This window comes from Leisingera sp. ANG-M7 (genome assembly GCF_000813965.1).
GTDB lineage: Bacteria > Pseudomonadota > Alphaproteobacteria > Rhodobacterales > Rhodobacteraceae > Leisingera.
Window position 1 is genome coordinate 24,700 of sequence record NZ_JWLI01000009.1, and the last position, 16,478, is coordinate 41,177.

The window sequence follows — 16,478 nt, forward strand, 5'->3', positions numbered from 1 at the left end:
GGCCAGGCCGCCTTATGGCGGCCCGGTCCGCTCTACCAGCAGAGACTGACCATGACTGATCCGCAATCAGACTTCACCGCACCCATTGACGGCCTTTCGCATGTGCACGGGTCAAGTGAGCCGCCGTTGCAGCACATCACGATCCCGGACCTTCTGCGGCAAGCAGTGGAGAAGCATGGCAGCCGCGAAGCCCTGATTTTCACGGATACAGGTGTGCGGCTGACTTATGGGGAACTGGCCCAGCAGGCGGATAATCTTGCGGCGGGGCTGCTGAAACTGGGTGTCAGCAAGGGTGACCGGGTCGGCATCTGGTCCCCAAACCGGTGCGAATGGGTGATGACGCAGTTCGCCACTGCCCGGATCGGTGCCATACTGGTCACGATCAATCCAGCCTACCGGTTGTCGGAGCTGGAATATGCGCTCAACAAAACCGGCTGCAGGGTGCTGATCTCAGCAGAACGATTCAAAAGCTCCAACTACCTCAGCATGATCCGCGAGCTGGCGCCCGAGTTGGCCACCGCACCCCCGGGGCAACTGGCCGCGGAGCGGTTGCCCGACTTGCGCCATGCAGTGGTCATGGCGGCGAACCCTGGCCCCGGCATTCTGCCCTTTCAGACCTTGCTGGAGCTGGGAGCGGACGCGGACTCTGCAGCGCTGGATGCAATCGGCGCAGAATTGGTGCCGGAGGAGGCGATCAACATCCAGTTCACCTCCGGAACCACCGGGCTGCCCAAAGGGGCGACGCTGACGCATTTCAACATCGTCAACAACGCCCGTTTTGTCACCAGCCGCATCAACCTGACTGAGGCTGACCGTCTTCTGATCCCAGTGCCGCTTTACCACTGCTTCGGCATGGTGATGGGCGTGCTCGGCGCAGTTTCCAAAGGTGCCGCAATGATCTTCCCGGGCGAAGCGTTCGAACCCGCCTCCGTGCTGGACGCCGCCGCCGCCGAACGCGCCACTGCGCTTTACGGGGTGCCGACGATGTTTGTCGCCATGCTGCAGGATCTGGACCAGTCGCCGCGCGATGTCTCCTCCCTGCGCACCGGCATCATGGCGGGTGCCCCCTGCCCGATTGGAATCATGCGCCGGGTCAACACAGACATGCATATGAAGGAAGTGACGATCTGCTACGGCATGACGGAAACCGCACCGGTGTCCTTCCAGAGCTTCACTTCCGACCCGGCAGACAAGCGCTGCACCACCGTGGGCCGGGTGCATCCGCATCTGGAAGTGAAAGCCGTGGACGCCAACGGCGCCACCGTGCCTGCAGGGGAACGGGGCGAATTGCAAGTGCGCGGCTACTCGGTAATGCAGGGCTATTGGGATGACCCGGACGCAACCGAGGGAGCCATCAGGGACGGCTGGATGCGTACCGGCGATCTGGGCTCTTTCGATGCGGAGGGGTTCTGCAGCATCACCGGGCGCGTGAAGGACATGATCATCCGCGGCGGCGAGAACATCTACCCGCGCGAAATCGAAGAATTCCTGATCCGCCACCCGCAGATCGCAGATGCCCAAGTGTTTGGCGTGCCAGACGAGAAATTCGGCGAACAGGTCTGCGCTTGGATCGTCCCTGCCCCGGGTGCAAGCCTCGGTGAAGAGGAGATCCTGTCTCACTGCCGCGGCCAGATCGCGCACTTCAAGATCCCCCGTTTTGTCCGGATCGTTGCCGAGTTGCCCATGACAGTCACGGGCAAACCGCAAAAGTTCAGGATGCGCGAAATCATGATGCAGAAGCTTGCGCTTCTTTGATTTTGGAGGTGTGCCTGATCCAGAATGATGGTTCCCTGACCAGTGAGCCTGTTGTGGACTTGGCAGGCTGAAGGCTTTGAGGCAACCTGAATCAACAAAGCCTCCCGCTGGAGGCAAGGGCTCGGCCGGAAATTCAGTTGCGGGAGCAAGCATCCGCCGTATCCTGCCTGTCCTCACCGCAATCCTTTAAACCCCTGATTGCGCACAGCTAGCGGTACTTTTACGCAGATAGCGACGATTGCAAAGCGAGGGGTCTCAAGCGGGCTACAGGCATGATTAAACCGGAGCCGCCGTTCGATCGTGACCGGCAACGCTGCATCGTTGCGCTTAAAGCGCCGCCGCTCGCCGCCTTATGATGGGCAAGGATGAAGTGTTTTAAAGCGCCACACTCCTCTTCCGTCATCAGATCTAGTGCCAAGCTGGTCCCCATGGCAGACATCAGCTTGAATCATGCCTGCGCAGCGGTGTGTTTTCTTCTTGTTAACACGACCAGGTTACAGGGCGGCATTTCATTGGAAAACTGGCTTTTGCGCTCGCTGGAGGCTGCTGTTACTGATCAGCGTAACTTCCAGCGTCTCGCCTTCGGACACCTTTGGCAGCCGGGCAACAAAATCCCAACTTCCGGAGCCGGGGTGAATAGCTGCCACATCCGGCCGTGCCGGTCCGAGAACCGGAATGCCAATCACACCTGCGTTTGTGATTGAAACTACCAGGGTGGGCGGCGTTTCTGCAGGGGCGACGAACCAGCCGTGTGCCCGGAGAAGACCGCTGCCGCTGTTGTAATCGACTTTAGAAATCGCCAACCGGAGCGCTTGGCTGCTTGTACGGCAGGCATTATCGAACACGTCCTGAGGTGCGGCTTGGAATGAAGGAGCGACAGAGCGAAACTCTTTCCAGGTTCCGCCGCCAAAATGCACGACGCAGGGCGCATTGCCGGTCAGGCGGTTTACAAAATGGCCTGGTTGACGCTCCTCTACCAGAGCCATGCCTCCACCGCACAAGTGCAGGATACTGTCTTCGGGGAATTCACGGAACAGTTCCGGCTGCGCCGCACGGATTACCCGGGCCAGGTCCTGATCATGCCAGTTATGGTCACGTATCAGACTGGGCGGCAGTTTCGTAAAGCGCGTCTGGATCTCCTCAAACAACCCCTTCATCAAATTCGGCTGCGCCGTGATAAAGCCGATATTCACTTCATGCAGGCCGCCATTAAATTCCCAGTCACCGACAAGCTGGCGGTAGCGCAGATCTTTCTTCCAAAGGCTAGTGCCGGGGTAGATCGGATTGGCCTCGGCAGCGTAGTTGATACAACCATTGGCGGCTTGTTCGAACAGGCCGCTGACGTCACTCTGAAAATACAAGTCATTGTCACAGATCGCTACGGCGTGGTAGTCCTGGCCGTGAAGCGCATGCCACTCAAGATAGATGAGCTTACTCATACGCTTGTTGCGGTAGGCATGAAATGCGGCCAGGGCTTCGGCGTCGGGCTTTCCTGGAAACAGCTGGCGCCATTTCATTTTCTCGTCTGCCCATGTCATCGGGCTTACATGAGCGCAGATGCCCTCGGCTTCCAGATATGACCGGGCCTTGCTGCTCAGCTGTGTCGAGAGCACCCATATGTCCTGGTCATAGGCGCCGAGGCGGGGATCGCGCAAAGTTTGCGTCATCAGGCTGGACGCCGCCAACTGAGGGGTGTTCGCCGTAAATAGAAGAGCGGTTTTCATGTGGACCCCGAGGAGTTGTGTGGAAAAAACTACCGAATTTCACAGGCCGCACGCTGGCCGCAGACGGCAATCCAGTGTGCTTTCAACCGGGTACGGTCCAGGAACTCGGCAAACGCCCGGCGCTCGTGCTGCTCAAAATTGGGATAGCAAAAATACTCATCAAACAGCAGGATGCAGCCGGGCTGGATCTTGTCTTCCAGCGCCCGCAACACGGTTGCAGTTGAACTGTAGATATCACAGTCCACATGCATGAAGCTGACGTGATTGATAGCGTCGGCATAGGCGGGCAATGTGTCATCGAACCAGCCCGTATGCAGGCGTACGTTGGATTCTACCTCCGGAGGCTTACCCTTGCGGTCGAAGTCAAACGGCTGCCATCCACGCCATTCTTCGGGCAGCCCGGTGAAACTGTCGAACCCGTCAAAGGTGATTTCAGGGCGGGCGCGGGCCATCATATTAAGGGTGCGGCCGGAAAAGACCCCGAATTCCGCATGGGCACCGCTGCGCTGCGCCTTCGACAGCGCATAGAGGAGAATATCGTCGGAACGCTCGAACAACATCGCTTCAGGCATCTCGCGCTGGACAATTTCCACTGTCCGCTCTAGCGCCTTTTCGGACAATGCCCGAAACAGCGCGTGATTGCTGTTGGGGCGGGTGTCGAGCCAGGCGCTTACCTTGGGATATGGTTTGGCTGAATGTTCTGCGATCTGCTCCAGTTGCTGCAGAATCTGGCCCAGCTTTTCTTCGAGGTCTTTCACGTGGCAGGCTCCGGGTTGTAGGGAGGGCAGGCTTGCCCCGTATCTGCAGAATTCATATGACTCCAAGCGCCTATTTGCGGCTTAGCACTTCGTCCAGATCCACCCGCGGGAAGATCTCCAGCTTTGAAAACCGGCTGGCGTTGTATACCTCTACGCCGATGGAATCACAGTAATCCTTGGCAAATTGATAAGAGTGCTCAAGCCGGTCCAGCACCGGGTAATGCCACTTCTCGCCGGGCTTGCGGTACTCGGGATGGAAATGGTTCACTTCGCCTTCAGACACCAGCGCACCGTCCTGTTTGGTTTTGGGCTCCACATAGGAGTGATCGAGGCCAAGGATGTAGATTTCCTTGAAACCCATATGCACTGCCATCTGCATCATTGAGTAGGTGATGGTTGAGCCCCAGCAAATACCTTTGGCGAGATCTGCAGAGAACTCGCGGAAGGGTGACCGGTTGTCGGCGGGCGGCAGCCAGCGGGCGTAGTGGTGATTGGCCTGGCGCGGCAGGTAAGACAGCATGTGATGCGGAAAGATCTTGGTCGTTCGGTCCACTGCCAGGATCTCGGCCCGGCAATTTTGCGCCACCAGTAGATCCTCAACCGAATAGAAGGTCGGGCGCCAGTCTGTCTCATCAAAGCAGAGATAGATCTTGTTGGCGGCAAAGGTGACCTCGTCTTTCAAAAGCTCAATATCCGCCACCGTGAGACTGGGCCCGTTACCGAGCACAAAGCAGCGCTGGCCCTGGTAGCGGTTGCGCAGCCCGTTCAAGAAAGCCAGATCCTCATCGGTCACTGGCGCGCGAACTGCAGCCCCAGCCTGGGTGCGCTGCAAGGTTGCCATCGCCCGGCGCATGTCCCGCAGCGCGGCGCTTTCCTGATCGGCGGCTGCCAGGCGCGGCGCTTCGCCGTGTTTGCCGTAGGTGGCCCAAAAGGCCTGCGAGGTGAGATGCGTCCGGGCGGCCTGGTAACACGATGCCAAGGTCGGAAGACGGTCGAGCATCCGGCGGCGAAGGCTGCGTAGGGCCAGCATCTGACGCAAGGCCCGGCGCGAGTTGCGGGTCACGGTGAAACCGACGCCTTTTTGCGGATTCCAGTAGCTCACTTGTTTGCCGCGGCGGCAGTCAGCGCGCTTGGAGGGACGGGTGGTGTCGATGACCACCTGCTCCTTCAGCGGCAGGAAATGGTTGTTCCAGGTGCGCCCGTTCAGCCAGAGGGTGCGCTTTGAGGCTGGCGGCTCTAGACCGTTCACCACGGGAGCGCCGCCGGGCGGCTCAGGCATCGTGTTGTTCTTTTCCTGCACCACAATGCGGAAAACCCCGGCCAGAATGGCATCTTCGTTGCGGACCAGGTAGTCGGGCCCCTGCAGGAAATGCGTCATTGCATCCAGCAGCAACTGGGCATGCTCGTATTTACGGGCTTCAACAAAACCGCGCACCAAACGGTCAAATTCTGTTGTGAAACCGGCAGGATCGTTCAGCCGTCCCTGCTGCGCCAAAAGCACCCAGCGGTTGCGGAAGCGGAAATACTGCATGGCGGCCGAGTATTTCTCTTCGAAATCGTCGTGCAGCACCCAGAAGGAGAAGGGGATCACCAGTTCTACCCCGGCATCGCGCAGCCGCAGCCCGTATTCCACATCATCCATTTTGATAAAGAACGGATACGGCAGGCCGATGCGGTGGATATCCGCCACGGCCATGCAGCTCCACCACCAGCCGGTGCTGTCGGGTCGCCGGTCCATGCGAATAAAGGCAGGGATGTCAGCTGTGTCCAGCCCGGCACCCAGGGCGCTGTCGCTGGGATGCACCGTGCCGCGGTACTTATGCCCGAAACAGGCGCTTCGGAGCGGAACTCTGTTCTCCGAGGATGCTGGATACATCGGCGCGCCGACGTGAAAACCAGGCTTCAGGAAGCGCATGAATGCGGTATTACGGGCAAACATCTCCGGATGCAGGTAGATATCGTCGTCCAGCAGGCAGACATGGGTGAACCCTTGTTCTGCCTGCCCTCCGTAGCAGCTTTCGTAGAGACCGCGGCCAAAACCTCCTGCACCGCCGGTATTGCTGTTGGCAAAGACGGTCACATTGGCATCCGGCTGCACCCCGCAAGCGCTGCTGTCGCTGCCGCTGCCATTGTCGACAACCGTCAGATGCGCCTCATCCTCGGCCCGGTTGCGGCGGACGTAGTCGCGGAACACATCCGCGTTGCGCTGCACATATTCCGCCCGCTTGAATGTGCAGAATACATAGTTGATCCGCAGGTTCGGTGTTTCAGGCTGATCATCAGTCCCGAAGGTAATGTCGTAACTGGAGCCTTTGACTGCATGCTCCACCACCGGCAGTACCGCACCTTCCATATCCGCCAAACGCAGCGGCGGGAAAATCTGCGTGCCCGGACCGCTTTGCTGTGCCCGCGCCAGTACGGTGACAGTGCCATCGCGGGCAATGTGGTGCAGGGCCACGCGGACTTCACCTGAACGCACCACCAGCCGGGTGCCCAGCCAGATGAGGCTGGTGGCGCGGCGCCAGGCGTCTAGATCAAAGGCGTTAACGGCGCTGGCGCCAAACTCCCGCACGTACCGCTGCAGCGGATAGAGCCCCCGGATAGGAGAAAACCGCTCTCGCGCTGAATGGTCTTGGCAAGTTGGGTTTGCAGACGGAACTTGGGGGACAATGTTCATGATGGCACTCGGTATTCAGGAGGTTTTAGGTTTGCACTTGAGGTTCTGGGCGGCCGTGCACTGGTGATTTCAGGGCAAAGGTCTGCCCCGCCGTTTGCCGCCATTCCACTGCCTCTTCCGGCAGTTTCTGAGTGGCGGAGGTCACAAAGAGCGTGGTGAAGTCAGGCCCGCCAAAAGCGGGGCAGGTTGCATGGCCGGTTGGCAGATCCAGCGCTTGCAGGAATTTTCCGCAGGGGCTGTAGCGGGCCACGCGGGCCGAACCCCATTGAGCGCTCCAAAGGCAGCCTTCGGCGTCCACCACGGCTCCGTCCGGCTTATGCTCGGGTTCAGTTTCCCTGGCGCGCAGGTCCAGGAATACTTCCTTGGCGCCTGCCGGCCAGCCGGTTTGCGGGTCAAGCGGCCGGCGCCAGACTATTCGGGTTTTGGTGTCGCTGTAATAGGCACAAGCCCGATCTCCGTCGAAGCAGACCGCGTTGGGGGTGGTGAGGCCGGTTTCAACAATCCGAAGCTCGCCATGAGCCCAGCGGTACAACGTGCCCAGCTCCGGCTCTCCCGCTTTGCCCATCGTGCCTATCCAGAAACCGCCCCATGGATCGGCGCGGCCGTCGTTGGAACGGGTTGCCTTCCGGTCCGCCTCAATAGGGCACAGCATCTCTTCGGTACCGGTTTCCAGGTTGAAGCGGCTGAGCCCGGTTTCACTGGCAACGAGCAGGTTACCGTGATCGATCCAGCCTGCCGCACTCACATGGCGCTCGAACTGCCACTCCAGCGGCCGTCCGCCCAGACGTGACAGCAGCTTGCAATTCACGATGTCAAACCAGAACAGCTGCTGACGCAGCGGATGCCAAAGCGGCCCCTCCCCCAGAATGCAGCTGCGGCTGTCAAACACAGTCACCGTCATGCGGATTCCTTTGCTGCTGTGTTCGGTGGGAACAGGGTGTCGAAGTCAGCCCGCTCGAACACCTCGAGACAGCTTCGGCGCGAAGCATTCAGCACCTGCACACCGCGTGCGGCACAGCTTTCGCGGGCGCGGGCGTAAGAGACTTCCAGAACATCCAGATTTGGCTGGTGCCAAGCCTCTCCGACCTGCCGGTAACCGGGGTGAAAATGGTTCTGCTCGCCTTCATGCAGATACTGGTTGCCCCGTTTGACACTTGGCAGCTGATAGCTGTGGTCGACGCCAATCAGGATGATTTCGGAGCACCCCATGAACAAGGCCATCTGAATCTGGCTGTAAACGATGGTCGACCCCCAGCAGATACCATGGCTGAGATCGGTGCTGAAACTTGGAAAACCCGGGTCCGACAGCGGGTCTTCGAAAGATTTTGGCGGAAGGAACGGCACAAAAATGGTGTCTGGCGCGTGATAGCCGAAATCCCGGACATTTGCCGGGAATATCTTGATGCTGCCCTGCAGCCCCGCGATCTGGTCCCAGCTGTTTTGAATAACCAGCCCATCCTCGACAGAGTAGTAGGTCGGCCGCCAGAAGGTTTCGCCATAGGCAAGGTAGATCTTGTTGGAGGCGAAAGTTACGTCCGCCTGCAGCCGGTCCAGATCCGATATCCGAAGGCTGGGGCCGTTGCCGACTATCACCGCTCGCCGTCCCTTGTGGCGGTCCCGCAGCAAACTCATCATGATCTGACTGGCGCGGTCCTGATCCGCATGAGACCGGCCTGTATCCAGCAGCCGGTTGTGTTCCAATCGGCCTTCCAGCGCCGCGAACTGGCGGCTCCAGGCGGACTGGAGCCCGCGCAGCCGGTTGTCTGACTTCAGATGCAGAACGCTTAGTTCCTGCTGCCGCTGCAAAGCGCCTTCCGGGGCGCGTGCGGGATCAGACGGAGGCCGGTTGCCCCCCATCTGCCCCCAATAGGCAATCGTGCCCAGCTGCCACCGGGCAGTGTCATAAGAACGGGCAATCGCGGACAGACCGGAGATCCGGGCCAGCTGACTGCGCAATCGGCGGTTCAGCTGCCAGCGCACGAACGGGGGGCGGGGGACGGCTCGAACTGGCTGCTGGCGGCACGCAAAAAGCTGCTGCGGGCCGCCCAGAAAGATATCCATGCTATTCATAAGACGAGTAGCGCCTTCGGCATCGCCGGCCGCAATGCGGTCTTGAACTTCACCTGCGAATTCCGCCTGCAGCTCGCCTGCCCCGGGCAATGTGCCCATCAGGAGCCGAAGTGCCCAGTCCGATCCTTTGCAGGGAGGGGAAGCCGGAGCTGCCTGACAGGGAAGTGCTGGGTTTGCAATCACTTGCAGACCGGCGGCGCGCATGCGGGCGCTGTACTCCTGCCGGGCTGCCGGTTCCGGCAGTGGGCAAGGCAGCCCGTTGCGGTGGATGTCACGGACATCCATACAATGCCAGCCGACCGGTTCCCGCTCCGGCTCTGGCTGCCCGCCGGAATCCGGCCCGCAAACCTGGAACCCGGGTTTCAGAAACCGCATCAAGGCTGCAGCGCGAGCGAAGTATTCGGGATGCGGCGGCAGCCCGGCGGGGGGCAGGCAGAGATGAGTGAAGCCTTCTTGTGCAAGGCTGCCATAGCAAGCCTCGTAAAGCCCGCGGCCAATGCCGAGCGCGCCGCCGGTGCAGTCGTTTGCGATCCAGGCGATGCCCGTTTCCTGCGGCCGTGCCGCCAGGCCTGCGCTATCCACACCAACAAGCTGCACCGCATCTGTGCCGCCGCGATCAAAGTGTTCTTGCAGAAAGCCGAGGGCCGCAACTGCTGCAGCTTCAGCGTCCGGACTGTGCAGTTCCTGAATGAACGCAATATTTGCTGCAGGCAGCTCAGGGACCTGATTTGTGCCAAAGTAGAGGTCAAACCCGGCATCTTCCGAGGACCGCTCCAGCACAGGCAGCAGCACACCGTCCATCTGCGCCACAAAAATCGGCGGGCTGAAGACCGATCCCGGCTCCAAACAATCCAGGCGGCAAAACTCCCGCCTTCTGCCGTCTGCAGCGATATGCTGCAAGCTGATCTCAACAGCGCCCCGCTGCACGCGCAGCTCCACGCCAAAGGCGTCAAGTGTTGTTGCCCGGCCCCATACCTGCAGGTCGAATGCATTGGCGGCGGCAGCGCCAAGCTCATGAATATATCCCTGCAAACGGTGTTTCATGTTTCAGCCCTATCTCTTGAAAACCGGATCAAGCGGTCAGGTGCTTGAACAGATTTTCAAGTGTATTGGCATGCACATATTCAATCGCTTCAATGGTGCTGTTGGCATTGTGGCTGGACACAGCAACATTCTCGAACTGCAGCAGCGGGTGGTCCTGCGGCAGAGGTTCGGTCTCAAAAACATCCAACGCCGCGGCGCCCACCTTACCCGACTGCAGCCCGGCCACCAAAGCGGCCTCATCGATCAGCCCGCCGCGGGCCACATTGACCACGACCACCCCGTCGCGGGCGTGTTCCAGCGCATCGGCGTTGATCAGGTGATAATTCTCTGCAGTCTGATTGCAGCACAGGCAGATCACATCGGCCTGCGCCAGAAGTTCCGGGAAAGAGACCAGCTGGGTACCGTCCGGGGCAGTGCTCATATAGGGGTCGTGGGCGATCACCTCCATGCCGAGGCCGCGGGCGCGCTGGCCAACGCCCTGACCAATGGCACCATAGCCGATCACTCCCATGGTCCGGCCCGCCATGCCCGGAAAACGGCCCTTGGGCCAACCAGCCTGGCGGATCATCCGGTCTGTGCGCGCCAGCCGCCGGGTTGCCGTCAGCAGCAGACCGATGGCATATTCGCCGACCGCATCGCGGAAGGCACCGGGGGAATTGCAAACCGGCACGCCGCGGCGCTTGGCGGCCTCCAGATCGATGGAATCCAGCCCGGTCCCCCATTTGGAGATCACCTTGAGACGGGGCAGGAAGGCTTCCAGAACCGCATCGGTTATCCGATCGTCGCCCGCCAGCCAGCCATCAATCTGGCCTGCGAATTCCATGCATTGGGCTTCACCCATGAACTGGTTTACCTCGGGCCAGATAGGTTCGATGCCCTTTTCACGCAATACGGCGTCAAACCGTGCCTGCTCGTTCAGCATCATGATGTTGGAAACCAGTACTTTCATGGCCTGCCCGTCCTTCTTGCCTTGCCCTATTTGTTGCCCAGAACGCTCAGCAGCGCCTCAGCAATATCGAGGTCCTGCTGGGTCTTGATCACATGACCGGAGATCGGGTCAACCGGGTAAAAAGCGATCTTGCCGTTGTAGGTTCCAATACCGCCAGCTTCGACCGCTTCGATATAGGATTTTGCCCGCCAACCGGTGATTGACCAAGTCACCCGCTGGGTAGGTTCCAGATCCTGCGAATTGGTCTTTTCAGCAAAGGTGAAATTGACTGGCTGGTCCTGGTAGGCCACTTCGATCCGGTCTTCGATGCAGGACAGCATCACATCCGCATCCGAGGCAATGAAGGCTTCCGCAAAGGATTTCACCTCCGCTGCGCTCAGCAGAGGCGCAATGGAATGCACCTGCACCAAGAGGTCGCACTCCACGTTTTTCAGAAAGTCATACACAAACTGCTCGGAAGTGGCGATCGAATTACCCAGTTCTTCCGGGCGCTGGTAGAACTTGATGCCGTATTGCACGGCGAACTGACCGAATTCGGCATTCTCGGAATTGATGTAAATTTCGTCGAAGCAGCCGGAATCCTGGCATTTTTGCACGGCATGGGTGATCAGCGGCTGGCCCGCCAGCGGTGCGAGGTTTTTCTTTTTCAGGCGCTGGCTACCCATCCGGGCAGGAATCATGGCGATGGTTTTCATTGCGGGTCTGTCCTTGTGATTAGGCCGGTCTCAGGCTGCAGACCGGGCAAATAGCGGGGCATAGTTGTCAAACAGGTCAGCAGGGGCGCAGAGACTGAATTGATCTGCATCCATGGCCGGGGGCCTTTCTGCCGGAGTATGGTAGGGGCCATAGGCAAGCCCGGCCTCACGGGCGACCAAGGCACCCGCCAGGTCGTCCCACCCTTTGGCTTCGCGGCTGGCGACCATGCTGACGCGGCCGGCCGCGGCATAACACAAGTGCAGCGCCTGGCTGCCGAAGTTGCGCAGTTTAAACTCCTGCAACAACACAGCGATTTGGTCCGGAGCCCGGGTGGCCAGGTCACGCAGCAGCCCCGAGCTGACAATAGCAAGCCGAGCCGGGCTCTCCTGGCGCTGCAGAGGCACGCCATCAGCAAAGGCGCCTTTGCCCGCAATGGCGGAAAAAACCATGCCATTGGGCACATCATACACCGCCGACAGCACAGGCTGACCGCCTTCGATCAGCACTGCCGCCACCGAATACGCAGGCAGACCAGCCACAAAATTCACGGTTCCATCCAGCGGGTCCACTAGCCAAAACGGAGCATCGCCCGGCGCCCCAGTGAAGTCTTCTTCGCCAACCACAAGCGATCCCGGCAGCAGTGCCGCCAGTCCGGTTTCCAGCCGGGCCTGCATGGCCAGGTCAACAGAAGTGACCAGATCAAGCCCGCAACTGCCTTTGGCCCGGGTTTCAAAACCGTTGGCAAAGACTTCTGCAGCTGCCTGGGGCAGCAGGGCGCAGAGTTTGCCGTGCAGATCTGCAATTAAGTTATCTTCGCGTGCCGGAAACATTAGACGGGGATCAGAATTTCCGCTGGCCCAGCAGGCTCTGATCCATGTTGTCCATGCGCAGATATTGGGTGAGAATATGAATAAAGGCCATGTGGACGTCTTCGATCACCCCATAGTTCTGGGCGTTCACATGAGCGTTCAGATCGGCCAGTTCACGCGAGCGGCCACCGGAAAACCCGGTGAACGAAACCGAAGCCATCCCGCATTCTCGCGCCACCAGAAGGGCGCGGACCACGTTTTCGGAATCGCCCGAAGAGCTGACAGTCCAAACCAAGTCTCCAGGCCGTCCCATTGACTGCAGCTGATAGGCAAACACTTCGTCATAGGAAATGTCGTTAGCCAATGCCGAGTTCATCTCGGTATGTGCGGCCAGCGACATTACCCGCGGCATCAGGGCCGTGTCAGTACGCACACATTTCAGGAAATCGCACAGGGAATGGTTGGCGATTCCTGCTGATCCCCCGTTACCGCAGATGTAAATGAAATTGCCTGTATCGATGGTCTTCTTAACCAGGGCGGCAATTTTGTCCAGCACGCTCAGGTCGCTGGCCTGAACGGCCGCCGCCAGAGTGGCAAAATACTCGCCAGCAAAGCCTTCACAGCTGCTGAATGGGGTAACCGGGAAGAGGGCAGTCATAAATCGGGGGTCCTGTCAGGTTTTTAGAACGAAACGCATCACGCCGGACTTGAGGCTGCGCTGAAGCAGAATCTGCAAATCCCGCAACCTGTCCTTGTCTGCGTCCTGGAAGAAGCTCGACCAAAAGGGAATTTTGGCATTTTCAGCGCTGTTGAAGTATTGCTCCAGCAACACCGCGTCGCGGCGGCCGGGCGTTGAGGCTTCAAGCACTGTGTAACCCAAACTCTGAGCCAGCAGCTCGAACCCCTTGACGGAAAAGATGTTCAGCCGGTCCAGGGGGATGAAGCTGGGAGAATCCACACCGAGGATTTCGTATTCCAAACCGTCAGAGCAGGAAGTGCCAATGAAGACAATTGTGCCCTCAGCAACATTTTCGCGCAGCGTGCGCAGCAACTGGGCAGGATCGGCAACCCGGTCCATCTCCGCCTGTACCAGAACCGCTTTTGGTGCGAGATCCCGCAGGCTCCGGGTCAGCTTGCCTATGCCGCCGTCTGCAGCGCTTTCCAGCGGCAGGAACTGCCAGTCACGGTTGTGGCTCAAACGGCCAGTTGCCTCCTCGAACCCGGGCGCCTGCGAGCAGAACCGGTAGTCCAGAACCCTTTCCAGACGGCAGCCGCTGCGGGCTTCGGTCAAGCTGATCCAGTTCAGCAGCGAAATGAACTCGAACTCCCGGTCCTGTTCGGCTTCGGGGTCTTTGACGGCGGTTTGCTCCAGGCGCAGCCGGTCCAGCTCCTGCTGGGCAGGCACGCGGGCCGCATAAATACTGTTGCACCCCCCGCACCGCTGGAACGGCAGGTAGGCCCGGCTGAAGTTCCGGCTTTTTGCGATGCTCCCGCCGCAGGCAGGACAGTTGCTGCGCTCATGCCAGTGGGCGGTGTCGTCCAGCAACAGCTCGGACAGCGCCTTGTTCCGGGTCAACCGGTAGCGCTCAGGCTTGCGCCCCGTCACCGTGGAAATATCGGGCAAGTGGTCAAGGAATACAGGAGTTTGCATCTGTCAGAACGACTCTTATTCGGCGGCAGTCACAGACTGGCGCTGCAACTGGGCATGCCACTCGGGATCGGCGGCATAAATTGCTTCCACCAGTTCCATGACCTCCAACGCCTGGGCAGAAGTGCCGCTGCGGATCGGAGTGCCATTGGCAATCGCCTCATAAAATTCAGCCGCTTCTTTGTCCCAGGACAGATCCTCGGTGAACCGGATCTCCTGGCATTCCGGGTTGGGAATGGGATTGCCCCCGCGGTCCAAACGGTTCAGTGCTACAGTCAGCACCTCGGTGCCGTAGCTGCCGGAGGCCGACAGGATCCCGTCCACCGAAATAAATCCATTGCGCATGTACAGCTCAAACCGGAACGTGTGCTGCCATTGCGTAGCGGAAGAATGCACCGACGCGATAATGCCTTCTGGGTTCTTCATCAGCGCAAAGGCGTTGTCCTCCACCGGCACTTCGGTCCAGAAATTGCGCTGAATGAACGATTGCACCTCAGTAAAGCGGCCCGCAAACATCTGAAACAAATCCAGCATGTGGATACCCTGATCAATCAGGATGCCGCCGCCGGATTGCGTCGGATCGTTGCGCCAGTTCTGCGCATAGCCCGGCCCGCCCGCCTTGCCGTAAACTCCGCGCATGAAATAGAGATCGCCCATCGTCCCGGCATCGGTCAGCTTCTTGGCTTCCTCGATGGCGTCATGCATGCGGTGATTGAATCCAAATTTCAATACAAGACTTGGATTCTGCGCCTCTGCCTGGCGCATCCGGCGCACGTCGCCGGAATTGCGCCCTGGCGGCTTCTCCGAAAAGACGTGCTTGCCGCGGGTGAGCGCTTCGCAAACCACATCCGGGATCATCATATTGGGCACACTGCAGACTATCACGTCAGGGTTGTAGTCGTATACCGCCAGCGGGTCTGTCACCACCGGAATAGCGGCGGTTGGATCCGGCTGGCTATCACAAGCGGCCACAACTTTGAAACCGCCATGCTTTTCCATCGCAGCATGACGAATACGTCCCATTTTCCCATAGCCAATAATGGCGGTGCGCAAGGTCATTACGGTGCTCTTTCGTCAGACGCGGCGGCGGGTCACACAACCCCTAGTGGAACTATCATGAATGGATCACTGGCACAGGCAGCTGCCAAAACCCTGCAGGAAGCAGGCAGGAGGACCTTACCGCCCCGGTTTCCCGGGTGCAAGCCGATCCCGCAGGTTTGTGGTTTCCCCCTGCGCCAGAAACCGCTAATCCCTCCACAAACCATCAGCTGCAACTGCAATCTACAGGGGACCACATGCTTCAATTGGCCGACGTGCTGCAGGCGGCGCGCACCCAGGTAAAAGCCGCTCGAATTGCTCCGGAAGACTTACCTCCGACCGCAGCAGCAGCCTACGCGGTCGCGCGTCAACAGGCGCCGCAGCCCGCAGCCTGGAAAATTGGCGGGGCCAACCCTTGGTCGCGCCAGGTATTTGAAAACGCTGAGGTGTTCTTCGGTCCGCTGGCGGCCAGCGAAGTGGCCATAGAGACGGAAACACTCAGCCTTGCCGGACTGCACGCCCCATTGGCAGAACCGGAGATCATGCTGGAACTTGGTGGAGACCCGGCTGCCGACATGCCGTTCTCCCAGATGGGGCTGGGTTTTGAAATCCCTGCCAGCGTGCTTCCAGAAGCTTTAAAAGGCAAACTTGCCGGGCAGATGGCTGACCGGGCGGGGGCAGGCGCCCTGTGGATCAGTGCGGTGCGGCCATTTGAGGCAGAGAAATTTCAGGCGCAGTTTGCGGCCAGTTTCCGCCGCAACAACGAGCCAGCTGGCGAAGGGGGCAGCGCCAACATCATAGGCGGCCCCCTCGGGGCGGCGCAGGAGTTTTTGCAACTAGCCCGCAGCTATGGGATGCCGCTGAAGGAGGGGCAATGGGTTGCCACTGGCGGGCTGTGTCCAGCCATACCAGCAGTGGCCGGCGACCGGCTCGAATGCAGCGCAATGGGAATGCGTGTGACCCTGCACCTCGCTTGAAGAAGTGCCGTTGCACCAACTGTCCCCGGCCAAGATGTATGACGGGTTCACCTGCTTCCTAAACCAGCGTCTCTTTCAGCGTGGCGGCATCGTCCTGGTTGACCCACCAGCGTTCTTCGCGCTTTCGCGGCCGCACCAGGGCAAAGGCGGCTACCAACTCTTGAGCTTGGCGTTTTCTGCGTCCAGGATCTTCAACCTCTTGGCCTCAGACACTTCCATACCGCCATACTCCGACACCACTTGTAAAACGTCCCATCTCCCCCTCTCGGCTGATTGCTTCGCAATCGCCTATCGGGCGGTGGAAGCCGTGCGGCTGGCACAGTTCCTTCGCCC

13 protein-coding genes and 1 pseudogene are annotated in these 16,478 nt (G+C 59.7%); 2 read left to right on the plus strand and 12 right to left on the minus strand.

Annotated features, from left to right (window positions below):
- Nucleotides 1–51 precede the first annotated feature (51 nt).
- Nucleotides 52–1,755, plus strand: a complete 1,704-nt coding sequence (locus tag RA26_RS13045) for an AMP-binding protein (protein ID WP_039184230.1) — start codon at nt 52–54, stop codon at nt 1,753–1,755.
- A gap of 509 nt (nt 1,756–2,264) precedes the next feature.
- Here RA26_RS13045 and RA26_RS13050 read toward each other — a convergent pair.
- From RA26_RS13050 to RA26_RS13100, 11 genes are all read right to left on the minus strand, one after another.
- Nucleotides 2,265–3,479: a hypothetical protein gene (locus RA26_RS13050; RefSeq protein ID WP_152612607.1), complete on the minus strand. Its 1,215-nt coding sequence runs from the start codon at nt 3,477–3,479 to the stop codon at nt 2,265–2,267.
- A gap of 29 nt (nt 3,480–3,508) precedes the next feature.
- Complete coding sequence (locus tag RA26_RS22130) at nt 3,509–4,237, minus strand: class I SAM-dependent methyltransferase (protein WP_052272418.1); 729 nt, start codon at nt 4,235–4,237, stop codon at nt 3,509–3,511.
- A gap of 70 nt (nt 4,238–4,307) precedes the next feature.
- Nucleotides 4,308–6,809, minus strand: coding sequence for a 6-hydroxymethylpterin diphosphokinase MptE-like protein (locus tag RA26_RS13060; protein WP_039184233.1), 2,502 nt, complete (start codon nt 6,807–6,809; stop codon nt 4,308–4,310).
- 130 nt (nt 6,810–6,939) lie between these two features.
- Nucleotides 6,940–7,815 carry an SMP-30/gluconolactonase/LRE family protein gene (locus RA26_RS13065; RefSeq protein WP_039184235.1) on the minus strand — a complete coding sequence of 292 codons (876 nt, stop codon included), beginning with the start codon at nt 7,813–7,815 and terminating at the stop codon, nt 6,940–6,942.
- A complete protein-coding gene (locus tag RA26_RS13070; protein WP_039184236.1) occupies nt 7,812–10,028 on the minus strand; it encodes a hypothetical protein in 2,217 nt (738 codons plus the stop codon). The genes RA26_RS13065 and RA26_RS13070 overlap by 4 nt, the downstream gene beginning before the upstream one ends.
- Nucleotides 10,029–10,056: 28 nt before the next feature.
- Nucleotides 10,057–10,977 carry a phosphoglycerate dehydrogenase gene (locus tag RA26_RS13075; protein WP_052272419.1) on the minus strand — a complete coding sequence of 307 codons (921 nt, stop codon included), beginning with the start codon at nt 10,975–10,977 and terminating at the stop codon, nt 10,057–10,059.
- A gap of 26 nt (nt 10,978–11,003) precedes the next feature.
- Entirely contained in the window at nt 11,004–11,672 is a 669-nt protein-coding gene (locus RA26_RS13080; protein WP_039184237.1) for an acylneuraminate cytidylyltransferase family protein, read from the minus strand.
- 30 nt (nt 11,673–11,702) lie between these two features.
- Nucleotides 11,703–12,503, minus strand: coding sequence for an inositol monophosphatase family protein (locus tag RA26_RS13085; RefSeq protein ID WP_052272420.1), 801 nt, complete (start codon nt 12,501–12,503; stop codon nt 11,703–11,705).
- A gap of 10 nt (nt 12,504–12,513) precedes the next feature.
- On the minus strand, nt 12,514–13,140 hold the full coding sequence (locus RA26_RS13090) for an SIS domain-containing protein (RefSeq protein WP_052272421.1): 627 nt from the start codon (nt 13,138–13,140) through the stop codon (nt 12,514–12,516).
- Nucleotides 13,141–13,155: 15 nt separating this feature from the next.
- A complete protein-coding gene (locus RA26_RS13095) occupies nt 13,156–14,106 on the minus strand; it encodes a hypothetical protein (RefSeq protein WP_039184239.1) in 951 nt (316 codons plus the stop codon).
- Nucleotides 14,107–14,148: 42 nt separating this feature from the next.
- Nucleotides 14,149–15,189: a Gfo/Idh/MocA family protein gene (locus RA26_RS13100; protein ID WP_039184240.1), complete on the minus strand. Its 1,041-nt coding sequence runs from the start codon at nt 15,187–15,189 to the stop codon at nt 14,149–14,151.
- 236 nt (nt 15,190–15,425) lie between these two features.
- Between RA26_RS13100 and RA26_RS13105 the strand changes: the two genes are divergently transcribed.
- On the plus strand, nt 15,426–16,145 hold the full coding sequence (locus tag RA26_RS13105) for a hypothetical protein (RefSeq protein ID WP_039184241.1): 720 nt from the start codon (nt 15,426–15,428) through the stop codon (nt 16,143–16,145).
- Nucleotides 16,146–16,304: 159 nt separating this feature from the next.
- Here RA26_RS13105 and RA26_RS22655 read toward each other — a convergent pair.
- A pseudogene (locus tag RA26_RS22655) lies at nt 16,305–16,402 on the minus strand (transposase); the annotation flags it as partial.
- Between the last annotated feature and the right edge of the window lie 76 nt (nt 16,403–16,478).

What these genes read in the sequence shown, in the direction of transcription:
- RA26_RS13045 (WP_039184230.1), top strand. Translation starts at nt 52, where the DNA reads ATGACTGATCCGCAATCAGACTTCACCGCACCCATTGACGGCCTTTCG.
- RA26_RS13050 (WP_152612607.1), bottom strand. Translation starts at nt 3,479, where the DNA reads ATGAAAACCGCTCTTCTATTTACGGCGAACACCCCTCAGTTGGCGGCG.
- RA26_RS13065 (WP_039184235.1), bottom strand. Translation starts at nt 7,815, where the DNA reads ATGACGGTGACTGTGTTTGACAGCCGCAGCTGCATTCTGGGGGAGGGG.
- RA26_RS13070 (WP_039184236.1), bottom strand. Translation starts at nt 10,028, where the DNA reads ATGAAACACCGTTTGCAGGGATATATTCATGAGCTTGGCGCTGCCGCC.
- RA26_RS13075 (WP_052272419.1), bottom strand. Translation starts at nt 10,977, where the DNA reads ATGAAAGTACTGGTTTCCAACATCATGATGCTGAACGAGCAGGCACGG.
- RA26_RS13080 (WP_039184237.1), bottom strand. Translation starts at nt 11,672, where the DNA reads ATGAAAACCATCGCCATGATTCCTGCCCGGATGGGTAGCCAGCGCCTG.
- RA26_RS13085 (WP_052272420.1), bottom strand. Translation starts at nt 12,503, where the DNA reads ATGTTTCCGGCACGCGAAGATAACTTAATTGCAGATCTGCACGGCAAA.
- RA26_RS13090 (WP_052272421.1), bottom strand. Translation starts at nt 13,140, where the DNA reads ATGACTGCCCTCTTCCCGGTTACCCCATTCAGCAGCTGTGAAGGCTTT.
- RA26_RS13100 (WP_039184240.1), bottom strand. Translation starts at nt 15,189, where the DNA reads ATGACCTTGCGCACCGCCATTATTGGCTATGGGAAAATGGGACGTATT.
- RA26_RS13105 (WP_039184241.1), top strand. Translation starts at nt 15,426, where the DNA reads ATGCTTCAATTGGCCGACGTGCTGCAGGCGGCGCGCACCCAGGTAAAA.